At 54.8% G+C, this 16902-nt stretch carries 17 protein-coding genes; 7 read left to right on the forward strand and 10 right to left on the reverse strand.

Annotation, left to right across the window (positions count from 1 at the left end):
• Position 1 precedes the first annotated feature (1 nt).
• The gene (locus AQZ52_RS02055) at positions 2-490 is read right to left on the reverse strand and encodes a tyrosine-type recombinase/integrase (protein ID WP_067906283.1); all 489 of its coding nucleotides are present in this window, start codon (positions 488-490) and stop codon (positions 2-4) included.
• A 23-nt stretch (positions 491-513) separates the two neighbouring features.
• On the reverse strand, positions 514-1500 hold the full coding sequence (locus AQZ52_RS02060; RefSeq protein ID WP_082697498.1) for a helix-turn-helix transcriptional regulator: 987 nt from the start codon (positions 1498-1500) through the stop codon (positions 514-516).
• Between the two features lie 220 nt (positions 1501-1720).
• Here AQZ52_RS02060 and AQZ52_RS02065 point away from each other — a divergent pair, with 220 nt between their 5' ends.
• From AQZ52_RS02065 to AQZ52_RS18375, 5 genes are read left to right on the forward strand one after another with little or no spacing between them, the layout of a single operon-like run.
• Entirely contained in the window at positions 1721-2242 is a 522-nt protein-coding gene (locus AQZ52_RS02065) for a type III secretion system chaperone family protein (RefSeq protein WP_067906285.1), read from the forward strand.
• A gap of 41 nt (positions 2243-2283) precedes the next feature.
• On the forward strand, positions 2284-6261 hold the full coding sequence (locus AQZ52_RS02080) for a tetratricopeptide repeat protein (RefSeq protein ID WP_082697499.1): 3978 nt from the start codon (positions 2284-2286) through the stop codon (positions 6259-6261).
• A gap of 4 nt (positions 6262-6265) precedes the next feature.
• Positions 6266-8032, forward strand: coding sequence for a hypothetical protein (locus tag AQZ52_RS02085; RefSeq protein ID WP_156424751.1), 1767 nt, complete (start codon positions 6266-6268; stop codon positions 8030-8032).
• Between the two features lie 46 nt (positions 8033-8078).
• Complete coding sequence (locus tag AQZ52_RS02090) at positions 8079-9734, forward strand: PGDYG domain-containing protein (protein ID WP_082697500.1); 1656 nt, start codon at positions 8079-8081, stop codon at positions 9732-9734.
• A 58-nt stretch (positions 9735-9792) separates the two neighbouring features.
• Positions 9793-10545 (forward strand): 8-oxoguanine DNA glycosylase OGG fold protein, encoded by a 753-nt coding sequence (locus AQZ52_RS18375; RefSeq protein WP_156424752.1) that lies wholly within the window; start codon positions 9793-9795, stop codon positions 10543-10545.
• A gap of 42 nt (positions 10546-10587) precedes the next feature.
• Here the strand turns inward: AQZ52_RS18375 and AQZ52_RS18005 are convergent, their stop codons facing one another.
• Positions 10588-11154 carry a tyrosine-type recombinase/integrase gene (locus AQZ52_RS18005; RefSeq protein ID WP_169793703.1) on the reverse strand — a complete coding sequence of 189 codons (567 nt, stop codon included), beginning with the start codon at positions 11152-11154 and terminating at the stop codon, positions 10588-10590.
• 398 nt (positions 11155-11552) lie between these two features.
• Entirely contained in the window at positions 11553-12236 is a 684-nt protein-coding gene (locus AQZ52_RS02100; protein ID WP_067906292.1) for a hypothetical protein, read from the reverse strand.
• Between AQZ52_RS02100 and AQZ52_RS02105 the strand changes: the two genes are divergently transcribed.
• Together AQZ52_RS02105 and AQZ52_RS02110 are read left to right on the forward strand one after the other, a co-directional pair.
• Positions 12235-12675 carry a DUF6626 family protein gene (locus tag AQZ52_RS02105; RefSeq protein WP_205626407.1) on the forward strand — a complete coding sequence of 147 codons (441 nt, stop codon included), beginning with the start codon at positions 12235-12237 and terminating at the stop codon, positions 12673-12675. The two genes, AQZ52_RS02100 and AQZ52_RS02105, sit on opposite strands and share 2 nt — an antisense overlap.
• Positions 12676-13016: 341 nt before the next feature.
• Positions 13017-13391 carry a hypothetical protein gene (locus tag AQZ52_RS02110; protein WP_067906294.1) on the forward strand — a complete coding sequence of 125 codons (375 nt, stop codon included), beginning with the start codon at positions 13017-13019 and terminating at the stop codon, positions 13389-13391.
• On the opposite strand, the gene AQZ52_RS02115 is transcribed toward AQZ52_RS02110, so the two are convergent.
• The 6 genes from AQZ52_RS02115 to rplM all read right to left on the reverse strand — a co-directional run bounded on the left by AQZ52_RS02115 (position 13388) and on the right by rplM (position 16778).
• Positions 13388-13576 (reverse strand): hypothetical protein, encoded by a 189-nt coding sequence (locus AQZ52_RS02115; protein ID WP_082697502.1) that lies wholly within the window; start codon positions 13574-13576, stop codon positions 13388-13390. The two genes, AQZ52_RS02110 and AQZ52_RS02115, sit on opposite strands and share 4 nt — an antisense overlap.
• Positions 13577-13603: 27 nt before the next feature.
• Complete coding sequence (locus AQZ52_RS02120; protein ID WP_067906296.1) at positions 13604-13921, reverse strand: DUF3768 domain-containing protein; 318 nt, start codon at positions 13919-13921, stop codon at positions 13604-13606.
• Positions 13921-14064: a hypothetical protein gene (locus tag AQZ52_RS18380; RefSeq protein WP_156424753.1), complete on the reverse strand. Its 144-nt coding sequence runs from the start codon at positions 14062-14064 to the stop codon at positions 13921-13923. Before AQZ52_RS18380 ends, AQZ52_RS02120 begins: the two co-directional genes overlap by 1 nt.
• Positions 14065-14196: 132 nt before the next feature.
• Positions 14197-15591 carry a hypothetical protein gene (locus AQZ52_RS02125; RefSeq protein WP_156424754.1) on the reverse strand — a complete coding sequence of 465 codons (1395 nt, stop codon included), beginning with the start codon at positions 15589-15591 and terminating at the stop codon, positions 14197-14199.
• A gap of 170 nt (positions 15592-15761) precedes the next feature.
• Positions 15762-16295, reverse strand: a complete 534-nt coding sequence (gene rpsI, locus AQZ52_RS02130) for a 30S ribosomal protein S9 (protein WP_082697503.1) — start codon at positions 16293-16295, stop codon at positions 15762-15764.
• Between the two features lie 3 nt (positions 16296-16298).
• On the reverse strand, positions 16299-16778 hold the full coding sequence (gene rplM, locus AQZ52_RS02135; protein ID WP_067906298.1) for a 50S ribosomal protein L13: 480 nt from the start codon (positions 16776-16778) through the stop codon (positions 16299-16301).
• Positions 16779-16902 lie beyond the last annotated feature (124 nt).

Consider the following 16902-nt stretch of genomic DNA (forward strand, 5'->3'; position numbering starts at 1 on the left):
GTTAAAATGCGTTGGCCGCGCTCCTGAGCTGCTCATCGGATAGGTGGCAGTAGAGCGCAGTGGTCTGAATGCTGGAATGCCCCATTAAAATCTGGATCGTTGCCATCCCGATCCCGATTTCATTCTTCCTTGTGGCGAATGTGCGCCGCCCTGCGTGGCTGCTAGTGTCGATGCCTGCTGCGCGGTAAATGGATTTGAGCCTTGTCGACAGCGTGACCGTGCACATGTGTTTGCCCGTTCGCGAGCTGGCGATCAGGGGCCCTGAATCGGTCAGTTTTTGTGAGTTACTCAAGAAGTTGGTCAAAACCCGGCGCAGCTCGTCACCGACAAACACACGACGAGAGCGATTGCCCTTGGTCTGGTGCTTGGCAAGGTGAATGACCTCAACCGCTCTGCCGTACAAGCCTCTGACATCACCGATCTTGAGCGCGGCGATCTCTCCCACCCGCATGAAGACCTTGCTGGCATAGCAAAATCGTTCCTGCGTCATGCCACCTTTTTGTGTCGGGGCGCTTAGCCCGAGGAAAGGTGAGCTGATGCCAGAACGGCATCGGCAATGCCGACATAATCGGACCGCAGTTCGGCGGGGCCCTCTATCACGATGTCACCGGCCCACATGCACAGGTGCTGCGCAAGTTCCCGCATGCCGCCAGCCGCGAACTGTATCCGCAACGAGCCATCGGCCATTTCTTCGACCATCTGATTGCGATGGAAGCGCCAATGCCGTGCACGTTCCGCGGCATGGGTCAAAACCTTGAGTGACACAGGATAAATCTCGCCCTGCCAGATGCCGAAACTGCGGGACATCCATTCGTCCAGATCAAAGCCCGAAATGTTCTCCGCTATCCGATCTGACAGGGCAATCTCGCTCATGCGGTCCAATCGGTAGTTCACCGGCTGCATATGCTCGCCCGGCACTTTGGCAATCAGGTAGCTTAGCGGCCCCTGTACCAGACCGTATGGTGTAACCCTGCGCCACTCCGGCTTGGGTTTGCCATCAGCCTGATATTTGAACTCCACCATCACACCCGCCATGATCGCGTTCTGAATGACGGCGAAAACCTCTCCCGCGACTGGAATGCATGGCCCGGCAGGAACGAACATTCTCTGAGCGATGTTAAGTGCCTCAATATCCGGCGCGATGCGGGTGCGTGCTGCCAGGTCCAAGGCACTTTGAACCTTGGCCTGCAAGCCAGCGAGAACGTCGGCTCTGGCATCCTGTCTGCTGGCACGAAGCGCTGAGACTTCCTCTGCAAGTGTCGCTAGTTCAACGGCATTGGGCTTGGTGAACATGCGTCCGAGCTTGCCCGCGATCCGCCAGCTTCTATTCCGACCGTCCTGCAACACTTCCAAATCAAAGTGGGCGGCAATGACATCACGCATGCGCTCTGCGGTTCGGCGGTTCACTCTCAGCAATGCCGCCATTTCATTTAGGCTCAAGCCCTCATTATGTTCCACCAATGCGTGGGCTAAGGTTAGTAGGCGATCTAATTTTGGCATACGCACTAATACTTACTCCTTTTAGCCTAGCGCTTCCGTTTGGTCATAGCAAAGTAGAGTACCTACGACAAAGTCGGCCGTATCTCTCCAAAATCACTTTCCCGAAGCTGCGAACCTTGCCATACCAATCTCGCATACACCGTTTTGCGGCGTTGAGTGGCGTGCCGCTAGACCGATATTAGACCCGTCTAAATGGGCTTTTTTTGGAGATTTTTTGTTTATGGCCGATGAAAAACATCTCTACGAGACGCTGCTTGAAGACACCATGGCTGCATGGCTATGGGAGGATAAAGTAGAATATGATGAGGATGGAAATTATTATCATATTGGAACGCCATATACCATCGACGGTACATCGAGCTATCGCATGTTCATTGAGGCGCATGTAGACTCTGCCCTTATAAAGTTCTATGTTTATTCGCCAATAAGCATGCCTGAGAAGCGGCATAAAGACACCTGCGTGGTCATAAACCGACTGAACAAGAACGTATATTGCGGCGCGCTTGATATTTCCGGCGATAATGTCCGTTATTGGCAGGTTGTTGATGTTGAAGGGTTCAACCCTGAGGTCCAGCTAATTACCAACATTCGTCAAGCGGCGGGCGCTGCATTCCGGGCAAAAGTCACTGAAGCTATAGGGTCGCTTGCATTCACTAAGCTATCCGCTGAAGATATCATTGCTCAGTACGAAGCTCCCGAAGATGATGGTGCCGATGGAGATGAAGTGCCTGATGAGCTTTAACGCTCAATAGGCAACGCATTCACTCAATCGGGACTTTCTCAATGTCTTCACCGGTAGCGCGTGTATTTTTGTCCTCCACGTTCCGGGATTTTGGTGAAGAACGGGATCTACTGGTTCGACGAGTGTTTCCGGCATTACGGGCGCGGTTGCGGGAACGCTTCGTCGAACTGGTCGATGTTGATTTGCGTTGGGGCATTACAGCCGATCAGGCCGAACGTGGCGAAGTTCTGCCGATATGCCTTGCAGAAATTGATCGCGCTCGGCCATGGTTCGTGGGTATGCTCGGGGATCGATATGGCTGGGTACCGAAGCCCGATGCATATGATGCTGGCCTTATTGAAGAGCGCCCCTGGCTGAATGAGCATCGAGGCGGCAAGAGTGTAACTGAGCTAGAGATACTGCACGGCGTTCTCAATGATCCTGCGATGGCCGGCCGCGCGCTGTTCTATTTTCGTGATCCCGCTTATGCGCGTAAGAAGGGCGGCGACTATGTTTCCACTTCGGCTGAGGACAGCCAACATCTTGAGCAACTCAAGGACCGTATCCGGGCCAGCAGCTTCCCGGTAGTCGAGAGCTATGTTTCGCCTCAGGCACTTGCCGAGCGGCTTGAGGCTGACCTTTGGGCTTTGCTGGATGAAGCTTTCCCGGCTGAGGATGTGCCCGATCCCTTTACCCGGGAGCAGCGAAAGCATGAAGCCTATGCCGCACCACGCCGCCGCCTATATCTCGGTGCTAATCGTTACATGGCCGCGCTCGATACGGCTCTGGGCGATAATGCCCAGCGTGTTCTGATCACCGGCCAGTCAGGTGGCGGCAAGAGTGCGCTCATCGCTAACTGGCTGGAGGGATATCGAAAGGCGCACCCACAAGATCGTATTCACAAGTACTTTCTTGGCGGCAGCGCCGATGCGGCAAACCCGGCGGCTATGGTCCGGCACCTTGCCGAACACATCAAGCGTGAAACCGATAGTGCAGATGAGATTCCTGCTGATCCCCAAGCACTCTTCGACAGCCTGCCGACTTGGCTGGCTTATGCCTCCTCGCATGCGAGCAAGGAAGGCTACCGCTGGGTGATCACGCTCGATGGCTTGAATGGCCTGACTGACTTAAGTGATCTGCGCTGGTTCCCAACATTTCTGCCCGAGTGCGTGCATGTGGTGATCTCATGCTTGCACGGAGAGGTTCTTGAGGCACTCAAGACCAAAGGTCAGTGGCAGGAAATCGAGGTGGCCCCACTGGATGCCGAGGCATCACGGGAATTGCTGCGTGTTTATCTGGCCCGCTACAACAAGGCGTTGGCTACAGATTTGGAGGCGCGAGCACTCGCTCACCCACAAGCCACCAATCCTCTCTTTTTGCGCACACTTGCCGAAGAACTGCGACTGTTCGGCAGCCATGAGGAACTTTCGGACCGCCTTGACCATTATCTCACCAGCATCACCGTTGACGACCTGTTCGAGCGGGTCTTGGAGCGGGTAGAGGGGGATTGCGGCAAGCGTCGGTTGCAGACGGTCATGACCGCGCTATGGGCAAGCCGTGCCGGCCTCACCGAGCAGGAAATCCTCGAATATGCCAAGCTGGTGCCCGCGACCTGGGCGCCGATCCGCTTGGCGTTGGATGAGGCGCTCATTGAAAGCGGCGGGCGGATCACGTTCGCACACGACTACATGCGGCTCGCCGTCTCGGACCGCTACATGGCTGGCAACAACGAACTGGGAGATGAAAACCAAAGCCTGGAAGCTCTCGCCCTGCGTCGCAAGGCGCATGCGAAACTGGCGAGGTGGTTCGAGGCACATGCGTTCCAGGATGGCACCGAGGGCGACGTACAGTCCCCAGCGCACTTTACCATTGATGACGCTCGTGCCGCCGAAGAAATCCCTTACCAGTGGAAGGCAGCGAAAAACTGGCACAAGCTCCAAGCCTGTCTCACTAAGCGCGACATGTTCGAAGCCACCTATGCATGTCGCTCCAACGAGGAACTCCTAGGTTATTGGCTCGCTGTCGAGACCAACACAAGCACATGTTTTGAGAACGCCTATGCCAAGGCCTGGAACCAGTGGGCGCTCAATGAAACCGCAATCGAAATCGGAGACCTAGCATCCAACCTTCAGATATTCCTGTCCTTTTCAGGAAAATTTTCGCCCTTTACACTCAAACTTGCGCATCTATCGCTCGAACTTGATGAAAAATTAAGGGGATTTGAAACTCCAGCGGTTGCTGTATCTCTCAACAACCTAGCTGCTCTGCTTCGGGACATGGGTGACTATGCTGCGGCAGAGCCACTGTTTCGCCGCGCGCTGGCGGTTGCTGAGAAGGTCCTAGGGCCTGAGCATCCCGAAACGGGGGCCTCCTATAGCAACCTCGCGGGTCTTCTTTACCACATAGGTGACTATGCGGCGGCAGAGCCACTATTTCTCCGCGCGCTTGCAATTGCTGAAAAGGCCCAAGGGCCTGAGCATCCCTCCACAGGCACCAGTCTCAACAATTTGGCCGTCCTGTTACGTGACATCGGTGACTGCGCTAGAGCTGAAGCGCTGTTGCGCCGTGCGCTGGCGATTTATGAAAAGACTCTAGGTCCTAACCATATCAGCACGGGTGGCTCACTCGATAATCTAGCTATTCTGCTAAAAAATTTGGGGGACTATGCGTCGGCTGAACCACTGTACCGCCGCGCCCTCGCCATTGCCGAAAAGTCCCAAGGGCCCGAGCACCCCTCGACAGGCACAACGCTCAACAACCTGGCGGGGCTGCTTTATGCCATGGGGGACTATACTGCATCAGAGCCACTGTTTCGCCGCGCGCTGGCGATTGCTGAGAAAACCCAAGGGCCCGAACACCCCGATACAGGCAATCGCCTCAACGGCCTGGCTCTCCTGTTGAAAAATTTGGGGGACTACGCGTCGGCTGAACCACTTTATCGCCGCGCCCTTGCCATCGCTGAGAAGTCTCAAGGGCCCGAGCACCCCGATACAGGCAATCGCCTCAGTAACCTCGCGGGGCTACTTTACGCCATGGGTGACTATGCCGCAGCAGAGCCTCTGTTTCGCCGCGCGCTGGCGATTGCTGAGAAAACCCAAGGGCCCGAACACCCCGATACAGGCAATCGCCTCAACGGCCTGGCTCTCCTGTTGAAAAATTTGGGGGACTACGCGTCGGCTGAACCACTTTATCGCCGCGCCCTTGCCATCGCTGAGCAGTCTCAAGGGCCCGAACACCCCGAAACAGGCACGAGCATCAATAACCTCGCGGGGCTACTTTACGCCAAGGGTGACTATGCCGCAGCAGAGCCACTGTTTCGCCGCGCGCTGGCGGTTGCTGAGAAGACCCAAGGGCCTGAGCATCCGCAAACCGGCACGAGCCTCAATAATCTTGCACTCATGCTGAAGATCATGGGGGATTACGCTTCAGCTGCGCCTCTTTATCGCCGCGCCCTAGACATCGCTGAGAAGTCTCTAGGACCCGAGCATCCTGCGACAATCGCAAAGCTCACCAACCTAGCTTACCTGCTTCAAGAAATGGGAGACTACGTTGCAGCCGAGCCGTTGTTCCGTCGTGCGCTGGCGATTTCTGAAAAGTTGCGAGGTGCCAATCATCCAGAGGTAGGCAACATTGTTTATGGTTTGGGAAACATCCTTGTCGCACTGGGTCGCTTTGATGAGGCTGAACTGCTCTTCCGCCGTGAAATTTCCATCATTGAAAAATCAGAGGGGACGGATTGCGCATCGGTTGGCATTAGCTGCCACCAATTGGGAGTTCTATTACGAAACGCCGGTCGCCTTGATGAGGCCGAAGTCGAACTTCAAAAGGCTTTAGTGATACGCGAAAAGCTTGATCCGCACAGCGCTGACCTGAGCTATACCCTCAGTGCGCTGGGAAAACTCTACGCCCTGCGTGGAGACATGCTGTCAGCTCACTCGTACTATGACCGGAGTCTGACTATCCTGCGCGCGCAGGCCGATCCTGACGAAAACGACATTCGCGATGTCGAGCAGCGAATCGCGGAATTGGGCGGGGATTGATTGAATGGCGCCCAACATGACATCTCAAGCGTTCATTCCCTTCGCCATAGGAATCACCGGCCATCGAAATATCTCACGCGTTGAAGAAGATCGGGTCCGTCCGGCTCTTGATGCCTTCTTTTCTAATCATGCGCGAGCCTATCCCTTCGTTCCGCTGCGCCTGCTTTCGGGCCTAGCCGAAGGGGCAGATCGGATCGTTGCCAGGGTCTTTCTGGAGGTAAGATCGCGTTTGATGGCCGAAGGCCGTGATGGCGTGGCAAATTGGGAGTTGGTTGCAACTATTCCCTTCTCAGAACAGTCCTACAAGGACGATTTCCCTGAAACCCAAGACGAGTTCTACGAACTCATGGCGGCGGCTTCGGACGTGGTCGCCGTTACCCAAACGCCTGCTGAGGCACTGCGGCGCGAACCATCGCTGCGAGACAATGGATATGAGGCGCAAGGCTATTACATGCTGCGCCATTCCAACATGATCATTGCGTTATGGGATGGTATCCACCTCGAACTACGCGGAGGCACCTCTCACGTTGTGCGTCTAAAGCTTAACGGCCATGAGAGCCCCGATAACCCCTTCTCGGTGCATGATTGCGGATCGGTCTTCCATATCCCTGTGCAACGCAGTGAACCATCAAATTCACATGCGCCAATGGCACCTCGGCATCTGTTCCCGGCAGCCCATCCAAACGGGGAAAAAGATCTTGAGGAACTCAAGATTGCCATTGGCCGTTTCAACCAATCTGCCCATCTAACTGTCCAACCGGACGATATAGCGCAATCGCTGCGTTATCTATCGCCATCGGACGAGGATGGAACGGCAGCCCATCAGCATTGGCTTGACCGCGCCTCCGGGCTCGATCTGACGGTCATCAATGCTTTTGCCGCTACCGATACCATGGCGAGCTGCCTCGACAAAAAGCGCATCCGCTTCACGCGTGTGCTCTATGGCGCCGGAATGATACTCGCATTAGCCCTTTGGATTGGCCTGGATAGAATTGCCCAGGGCTGGATGGTCGGGCTCTATCTTTGTGCGTTGGGCTTGATTGTCGCCCTGTACAAACGGCTCAAACAGCGCGATCTTGCTATCGATCGGTTGGACTATCGTCTGCTTGCAGAGGCTTTGCGAGTACAAATTTATTGGCGCATGCTCGACGGCATGAAGTCCGAGCATGAAGCGCCTGATGATCAGCCTGAGGCAGAGTTTCTCCATGCCATGGTGCTGGATGGCTTGCTTTCGCAACAGGCTTTGGAAATGGGATGGCTTCGGGAAGTTCTGAGGCTGTGTGGTATGGATCGAAATCCTACCCGACTGTCACGAGCGGATAGAGCACTACACCTTCATCACTGGATCAGCGACCAAAGCGGCTACTTTGCGCGGACCGAGCGCCGATATGACCGCCAGCACTCAATTCTTCGCGGAATGACATTGGCGGCGGCTGTCTGTGGCATTTTGGCAGCAGCCTGTGTGGTGTGGATTGATCAGCATGATCTCCCGGAATCGCTCCGACATTACGCTTCGATCGCCGCCGCGTCATTGCCTGCCGCCGCCCTGCTTTTGGAATCCTATAAGGATCGCATGGCAATTGAGGAGCAGGCCAAAAATATGGCGCGCATGAAGGGCGTCTTTCATCGAAGTCGCGACCGACTAAAGGGAATGAGCACCAGCCACATGCCCCCACTAGGCCTCATTCGCGCATTGGGCCAGGAAGCCTTGGCCGAAAGTGCCAATTGGTTGATTTTGCGCCGATCAAAGCCGACTGTCCTTCCAACCTGACGGTTTGGACTATCGTATATCGTAGCGCAGATAGAAAGAGTTCAACATGGCTTCAAAACTCATCGAGACTGCTTTTTTCAAGGCGGCTTTGGGCTATGCGAAAGCAATTGCCCGTATGCGAGGCGAACAGGTGCTCACGCCACTCACAATGCTGGGAGGCTTACTAAAAGCATCAATCGAAGCCGATGACGGCGATGACGCCCAAGGGGTGGCCAACAATTCCGACAGCATCAAGGCGGCCCTTCATGCTCATGGTTTTGAGTTGTCTGAAGGCGATATCGAACCACTCGATGACAAAATCCAATTGGCAGATGATCTAAAGAACTCCCTCAATTCGAACGGCAAGGACCTTGCAAAGTTTCTGGATGCGCTTTTGAACAGCGTTTCTCCCGTCTCGCTCAATGGCAATCCCCTTGCCTCTATCATCTCCCCATATTTAACTGATTATCTAGGTGAAGGCGATGAGCCAACGATTGGCGGCGACGCATTCTCTGCCGCAGCGTTCTGCGCCTTCGAGAAGGGCGAGTTCAAGGATTACGCGGGGCTATCATCGTTCTTTTCCGCTAACCGCCTGTACCTTTTGGCGCTGATCGACAAGGTGTTCGGCGGCAGGCGGAGCGCAAAGCGAGAGGCTCCCGAAAACAGCAAACTTTCTTCCGACCTTGAAGCCGCTCTCCGTGATCGGGACGATGGGCATAGTGCGCGTTTCGTGTCAGCCCTTGATGTTGGTCTCACAACAGGTGTGAACATTATCGCTGACCGGATTACCGCTTACCATGAGGCCGGGCACGCCATAGTTTCATCTGTTTTACGACCTGAAATTCCAGTGAACCGTGTATTGGTCAAGCGTGAAAAAGGTTATCTAGGCGTCACAATGTACGACGGCACTGCTCCTCAGCGCAACCTTTACCGGCGTGAGGATTATCTGGTTGAACTCTGCGTTTGTTTGGCGGGACAGGCGGCACAAGGCATAAAATTTGGCCCTGATTTTATGGATGAAGGGGTTTCGTCCGATATTGAGAGAGCCACAAAGAGAGCATGGAACAGCATTGCTTATTATGGGTTAGACCCTGAATTTGGGCCAGTTGACCTATCGATCTTCAAGCAAAGTTCCGGCTGGTTGTTCGATGAGGCGCAAAAGCGATTGCAGGCCGTTATGAAAGAGGCTGCTAGCCGCACGGACAATATTCTCAAGGAGAACTGGATCAAGCTCGAAGCCATAGCCGCAGCCCTGATCGAAACCGGGGATGTAGATTTTGAGCAATTCGTCGCTGGCCTGAAAATCAGCGGGTTAGAGCAAGTCCCAGGTGTGTTGAGGGCTGAGAATGTGCCGGTTACTCGGGCTGTCGCATTTACCAGCCAACCCGGTTCACACCAGACCCCCGAAGGTGCCGTTCGGTATGAAGCTGGGGATGCCATCGTCACTGGTGAAGATGGCGATAGCTGGCCTATATCACGCGCCATTTTTGAGCAGTTTTACCAGCCCGAGAACGCTGAGAGTTTTGGTGGCGATGGTCTTTACGTGAAAATTCCAAAGCAGGTTCTGGTTTTACCGCTAGGTGAAAGATCACGGGTTGATATGTCAGGGGGGCGCGGCGTCCTTCTCGGAAATAGCGGTGATTGGATAGTTGATTATGGCTGTGGCGACATGGCGATAGTGTCAGGAGGCGTTTTTGAGCGGCTCTATCGGATTTGCGATTAAGCGCCAGGCGCTTGCAATTTTTATCTGATGAATTTCTCTTCGAAAATTAGGATTGATCATGTCATTCGCAATCAATCAGCAGCACTATGGCCAATTTCTCACGCTCGCGCATCAAACCGGTTGGCCAGCAGCCCGTAAGCCGGCTTCCTGGGCCAAGCGTGTGGGCGCTGAAACGCACTTGGTCGATCTGCTAAGCGATAAGCAGGTAGAGCGTAACTATCTGAAGGAAATTTGCGCAAATTCATCGGTATCTGATGAAGCATGCTTTTTGGCGATCATGGCATGGGGTGGCATGAAATATGATCATGGACGAACCGCATGGGGCCTACGTGAAAAATGGTCGCCTATCATAGCCGATATACGCGAAGGCCGGTTAAGCCGTGTCCAAGCGTATGAATGCTTCCGCAAATTTAGAATTTCAAATCCTCGATGTGGCTTTGGACCAGCCTATTACACAAAGCTCATATTTTTTGCGTCTTCGGAGCATGATGGCTACATTATGGATCAGTGGACATCCGTTAGCGCCAATCTTCTGCTAAGCTATAATAGCCATCCAATAGTGGATTTGACCGCGGCCACCTCTCGAGGGCAAACTTCTCATTCAGTGTCCGATAGAAACGCTGAAGATGTTTACGAAACTTTTTGTAAGGGCATTGAATTTCTAGCATCCCAAGACGACCTTCGACAAGGTCTTGGGATCACGTCAGCTGAAGAGGTGGAGATGCGGATGTTCTCATATGGCGGACGGCATCCCGCGGCATGGCGCCAGTACATAAAGCGACAGCCTCAACCCCCAAAACGATATTTGTAGCTCCCCGCGATAAAATCAGAAATTCTCATTGGGAGGAAGGCCTCACCCAGCGTTCGCGGCGTTCCTGAGCTGCTCATCGCTCACGTGACAATACAAAGCGGTTGTTTGGATCGATGAGTGGCCCATGAGCTGCTGGATCGTGGCCATACCAATGCCAATCTCATTTTTCCGCGTGGCGAATGTACGCCTGCCCGCATGGCTTGATGTGTCGATGCCTGCTGCGCGATAAATGCCTTTCAGGCGGGTACTCAGTGTCACGGTGCACATGTGCTTGCCCGTGCGAGAACTGCGGATCAGCGCCGCGCCATCCGGCAAATTTGTTGAGTAACTCAAGAAGTGGGTGATGTGTTTGCGCAGCTCGTCACCCAGGAACACACGCCGCGATCGATTGCCTTTGGTCTGATGCCGGGTGAGATGGACGACCTCGACAGCTCGGCCATCAAGCCCGCGCACATCACCGATCTTGAGTGTGGCAATTTCGCCTACGCGCATTCCGCCAAGGATGCTGAGTGCCAGTGCCAGTTTATCCCGTTGGCCGTGGCTGCTGGTTTCCGCAATGCGCAGGACACGCTTCGCTTCGTCCTTGCTTAACACCTTCGCCTTGGCCATCTGAACTCGCCTTTGATTAAGAAATATTGTCATAAACACATATATTCACCATGCTCGGTGGCCAACCGGAATGAATGGTAGTGCTTTTCCATAATATTCAATGCGCTATCGGTTCGTGATTAAGTTTTGTGTATTTCTTTATATATGGGATGTGTCCTGTGTATGGACTGTGTCGTGCTTTGTGTTCGTTGTGGTGTGTTCATAGAACTGTATAGGTGAGTGTTTGTTTTATGTATAACAAGGACGAGCTGCGGAAAGCTCCGCAACCCTGACCTCGATGCCTGCCGTGATGTGCCATGATGAAGACTGTGCGAGCGTCGTATGCCTAGCAATTCGACCTCTTCCATTGCCATGATGTGAGCCAGTGCGTGTGCCGCTGAATGCCTTGAAGATTGAGCCTAAGTTTGCCGTGATTGAATGAATTGCCTGAATGAGGACGGTGCGGATGCCATGCGCAGATTGCACTGCTTGGCCGCCTCTCGCTCCCGTTCTTCCATGCGCTTGCGGATGATAATCATATGGACCGGGATCAACGCCATGGCCTCTTCCAGCGTGTCCGCGTCAACACGGTTGGCAATGCGCTGTAACCGAGCCTCGGGATCGAAAGCCGCATAACGCGTCAAACCACTCAGGCCGTGGTCGCAATCCAGAACATGTAGGTCATCGCGAAAACGCCAAATCTCTTTGGTCACATATGCGGCGATTGCTGGCTTGCTGTGGATTGGCGTGATCCAGTTTTTGCGAAGCTCGGCTGTTTGGGGGTTGAGGCCATTCCAAAGCACATTGAGGATCGCGGAAAACGTGACGGGATCGAAGGGTGACTGCGCCACGAAATGTACGTGAATGCACCTCTGGCTCTTCCCGAACTCCAAAAAGCACCGGCGGTTTATGCCGAACCCTTGGTCGGCCGCTTGCCCGAAGAAGATGCGATCCACCTTGTGCCAGAATGCGCTGATAAGCTTGATGGCGATAGCGTGATCCATGCGGTCGCCATCCTTGAAGGCCAGCACTCCCGTCACGTCATATGGACCAGCCATGATCTCCGAGATGGATTTGGCCGCGATCTTTTGGCCCCAGTTCATGACAGCGCCCACTCAAGTGCTGTTTGTCGATTGTTCCTTCTCCGTCCCTGCATCCTGCTTCCTTGATAAATATGCAGGAAGAGACGCGCTGCCAGCCCATCCCATCCCACGCGTTTATTTATCAACGGGAGCAAAAAACATGGATAAAACGGTTTTGAATGAGGTGTTTGAACTCCTCCGCACCATCAAGGCGGTGGACAGCGAAAGCGAGTTTAGTAGGGATTGGCTGGGGCGCGGCGAATGTTATCTGCGCACATTACGGTTCAAGAAGGCTAAGCCATCCGTGGCAACCATCGCCATCTGCGCCAGCAAGCTACAGCACTATGGCAACCAACTGGTCCACGATGGCAAGCATCATTGGATCGGGGAGCGTTTCCTGACGTTGAGCCAGGAGTGCCATGCGCAGATCAACCAGCAGAGCATGGCGAAGTGGCTCTAAGGAATCAGCCCAAGGGTCCATTTTAACATATTAAAATCAGATATTTGAGGCCGCAACCGGAAAAACATATGCGCTCGTGAAAATCTGCGTGGCGATTTCTGGGCAATGCAAAATCTAGGCAGGGCCAATCTTACAGGTCGTGGGTCCCCGCGTTTTTGCGAAAACGGGCTAGGTGCGAAAATCTGCAAAAACCCCGCAAGCCCGAACGATTTTTAGGGCCATGTAAGAACCGTTCGCGGCCGGCTCATGCGCTATGCGCGAAAAGCTGGATGCGCACCTATTTCAATTTTCGGCGTTCATGATGTAGCAATGTTGCCAAGAGCAACGACGAGGAGGGTGGCATGAAGGCAATTTGGGGCAAGGATTGTTCTGGTGACACCATCGCGCCCAATGCTTCCGCAGAGGTGAAAGCGCACATCAGCAGCATCGTGAAAAGAGTAAACAAGGCGTGCGGTGGAAATGCCTTCATCGCCCTTGAACGTAATGATGGCGCGTGGATTTTTGTCCCGATAATGGGAAATCAGGCCAACCGAAGCCTATGCTCCCTTTGGCCAGCTGGTGAAGCGTTGGACTATGATGTCCGCTCCGAAACGGAAGATAAGTCGAATCGGCGGAAGTTCGATAAAGATCAAGTTTTCACCCTCTTCACCGGGATTGATAAGCGTTATCAGCGCATTAAGGCCGCGTGTGCAAAAAAGCTGGGCTTCACAGCCTAACCGGACTTGCGCAGCTTTTTCCAGTGCGCCTCCTGCTCCCGCTTACGCTTCTGCGCATCCTTCTCGCGCTTGAAGGCAACTTTGGCCTGATCGACCTGACGCTTCTTGGCTGCAATGGCATATTGCGCCGGGCTCAAGGGCTTGATGGGCTTGAGGGTGGAAAATTCGTAAAATCTCATAGCCATATTTAGCCGCCGAACATCTTGAGTTACTCAATATTCCTCGGCCAGCATCACCGTCAGCACACGCGCGGTGACAGCCGGATCGCTGGGATCGGGCGAGCGCATGAGCAAATCGAGGTCGTAGTAGTCGAACTTCCAGAACACGAGCTTGCCCGCAAACTCGAAGCTGCCGAAGTCATGTTCGCCATGTGCATCGTTGCGTTCATTGAAATCGGCATAGCTGCACACCTGCTCGAAAATTTCGCCTACGTCGCCCAAGTCGGCAACGCCGGGCGTTATAACCACACGGCAGCCAGTCAGCTTCGTTCGAGCCGCATCATTGAGTGCGGCAATCTTTGCGGCAGTCATCAAGCGCGCCAGAACGCAAGCAAGTTGACGCGCCCGAACATTGCTTCGCCAATCTGGCGGGCTGCAATGTCGTTTTCTGCGCTGATGTATGTGTAGGTGGTGTGGCTGGGGGAGGTGCGTACCCAGAGCCTGTAGTGTTGCATGGCCTGCTCCTGCATCGTTGTTGATGCAGGCATCATATGGTCAGGCAACCCTGCGGCCTACCGGAAAGGCGGAATAAATGTCATAAAAACAGATATTTAATCTTCGTTCTGAAGGAAAGCATCTTGAGCGACTCAATATCCCCTACGCTCCCGACGCTCGATTTCCTTTTCCTTTTCCTCACGTGCATTGGGACCTTCAGGACCTTTGAAACTGACAAGCCCATGGTTCGCGATGAGCGCATCGGCATCGTCAATAATCCCCCGGCGCACATAGTGCTTTTCCAAGCTCTGCCTGCCCGTGCCCATGTTGGTGCCGATGAGATCGTAGGCGATGGGATTGAAGCCAATGGCTGCAAATCTGCCCTCGGCGTAAACATGGCGGAAACTGTAGGCGCTGCGCCTATCCCCGCGCTTGTCCTTCAGCACGCCAGCTTCTTCGAGCATGATGGGAAGGGTCTTGAAAAAGCCTGTAGCCTGCTTGCCCTTCTGGTCGCAAAACAGCCAATCGGTAGGATCAGTGTGACCGGTTAATGCGCAAAGCTCGGCATAGGTGGCGAAAACCGAGGGATTGCTGGTGACCGTGCGGGCGCCGGTCTTGGTTTGATCCGAGACCGAAATTTCAAGCACTATCGTCTCATACAAATCGGTTCTCGTGCTCATTATGTCGCCATGCTTGAGCAGCAGCACCTCTCCAGTGCGCATGCCGGTGCCTTCGATGAACTGGATGTAGAGCTGGAGTAGCTTACGCTGATACAGGTGGCGGGAGTTGATGAACGCCCCGGGCAGCTTGTCATTGTCGCCCTCGCCCAGAACCCACCTGTCCATGTAGCTGTGCAGCTTCTTGAGTTCGCCAGCATCGAAGCTGGGGCGACGCTTGACGGCAATGCCTTTGCGCGAAAACGGATGGCTGATGATGGGCTGAAAACGAAACAATCTATGCGCGATGCCGTAGGCGAACACCTCTTTCAGCGCACTCTGCTCCATGTCCAGGGTCTTTTTAGACGGCGTGATCTTGTGGTTGCCGTAGCGCCTGCGCTCGTTCTCGTCCTGATTGGACCAGTAGGCATTGCGCCACTTCCAGTAGCCTTCAACCACCGCCTGCGTCATGTCCTCCATCTTGTGCTTGCCAAAGTAGGGCAGCCAATACCGGCCGCTCTGCTTCACAAACCAAGCGACACGTTGGCTGACGCCCGTGCGCCCTTTGGCGCTCCAAGTGTCGTGAAGCTCTTGCTCACGCTTGGCCCACCACAGCGCGTACACATCGGCAAAGGTGATGCTCTTGGCTGGTTCCTTGTTGCGCGCTCGGATCCTGAGATCATCATAGCGTTCCAGCGCAACCCGCTTGGCCTCGTCTAAATCAAGCTCGCCTGTGGTTTCCTGAACGTGGCTGAACTTCGTCCCGTTCAAATCGGTCATGCCGCGCACATGCAGGCGCATATGCCATATGGGCCGCTTTGCACCCGCTCGATGGAACAGGATCACTTCACCGTCTTTGAGTTCGACCCTGTTGTTATACCGCTGCGCCATGCCTGCTTACGCTCGCTCACTATTCTTTGTACAAGAAGCGTACGCGGCGAGATGTGTTTCGTCTATTGAAAGAGTGCTTGTACCATTTTTGTACGTAGCCGAATATGAAAAAGCCCGGGAAAAATCCCGGGCTTTCCAATAGTTTAAAGCAGATGCAAGAGGCGCGGAAATTAACGCTTCGAGAACTGGAAGCTCTTGCGCGCCTTGGCCTTGCCGTACTTCTTGCGTTCGACAACGCGCGGGTCGCGGGTGAGGAACCCGGCGGCCTTTACGGCGCTGCGCAGCGCGGGCTCGAACTTAGAGAGCGCCTGCGAGATGCCGTGCTTGACCGCACCGGCCTGACCCGAAAGCCCACCGCCCTTGACGGTAGCGATCACGTCGTACTGACCTGAACGATCAGCGACCTCAAATGGCTGGTTGATGACGAGACGCAGGGTCGGACGTGCGAAGTACACTTCCTGATCGCGGCCGTTGACGGTGATCTTGCCCGAACCAGGCTTGATCCACACGCGGGCAACGGCGTCCTTGCGGCGGCCGGTGGCGTAGGAACGACCCTGCGCGTCGACTTCACGCTCGCGCAGCGGCGCGGCAGGGCCGGTCGGGGCACGGGGCGCTTCGGGCGAAGCCGAGACGGGGGCAGCGGGAGCAGCCGAGGTCAGATCCTTGAGATCCGCGAGGCTGGAGACGGTATCGGTTTCAGACATGTCTTACGCACCCACCTTGTTCTTGCGGTTCATCGAAGCGACGTCGAGCGGCTCGGGCTGGGTCCCGGCGTGGGGATGTTCAGCGCCGGCATAGAGATGCAGTGCACGCATCTGCGCACGGCCGAGCGGGCCGCGCGGGATCATGCGCTCGACCGCCTTTTCCAGCACGCGCTCGGGGAAGCGACCACCGAGGACCTTGTCCGCGGTGACTTCCTTGATGCCGCCGGCATAACCGGTGTGCTTGTAGTAGATCTTGTCCTTGAGCTTGTTGCCCGTCAGCTTCACCTTGTCGGCATTGATCACGACGACGTGATCGCCGCAATCGACATGCGGGGTGTAGCTCGGCTTGTGCTTGCCGCGCAGGTGATTGGCGATGATCACCGCGAGACGACCGACAACGAGGCCATCGGCATCAATGAGATGCCACTTCTTCTCCACCTCGGCCGGCTTGATCGACCGGGTGACTTTCGTGAGCGCCTTCATGGCTGAAACCCATCCTAGGATAGTGGTACGCCATGAACGAGCCGAAGCCCGACCGATGGCGAGGAAGCGCGCCTTTGTTGCAAACGGCGTGAAGAGTCAAGCAAACGGCGGGTTTTGAGAGAGG

This window comes from Novosphingobium fuchskuhlense, assembly GCF_001519075.1.
GTDB lineage: Bacteria > Pseudomonadota > Alphaproteobacteria > Sphingomonadales > Sphingomonadaceae > Novosphingobium > Novosphingobium fuchskuhlense.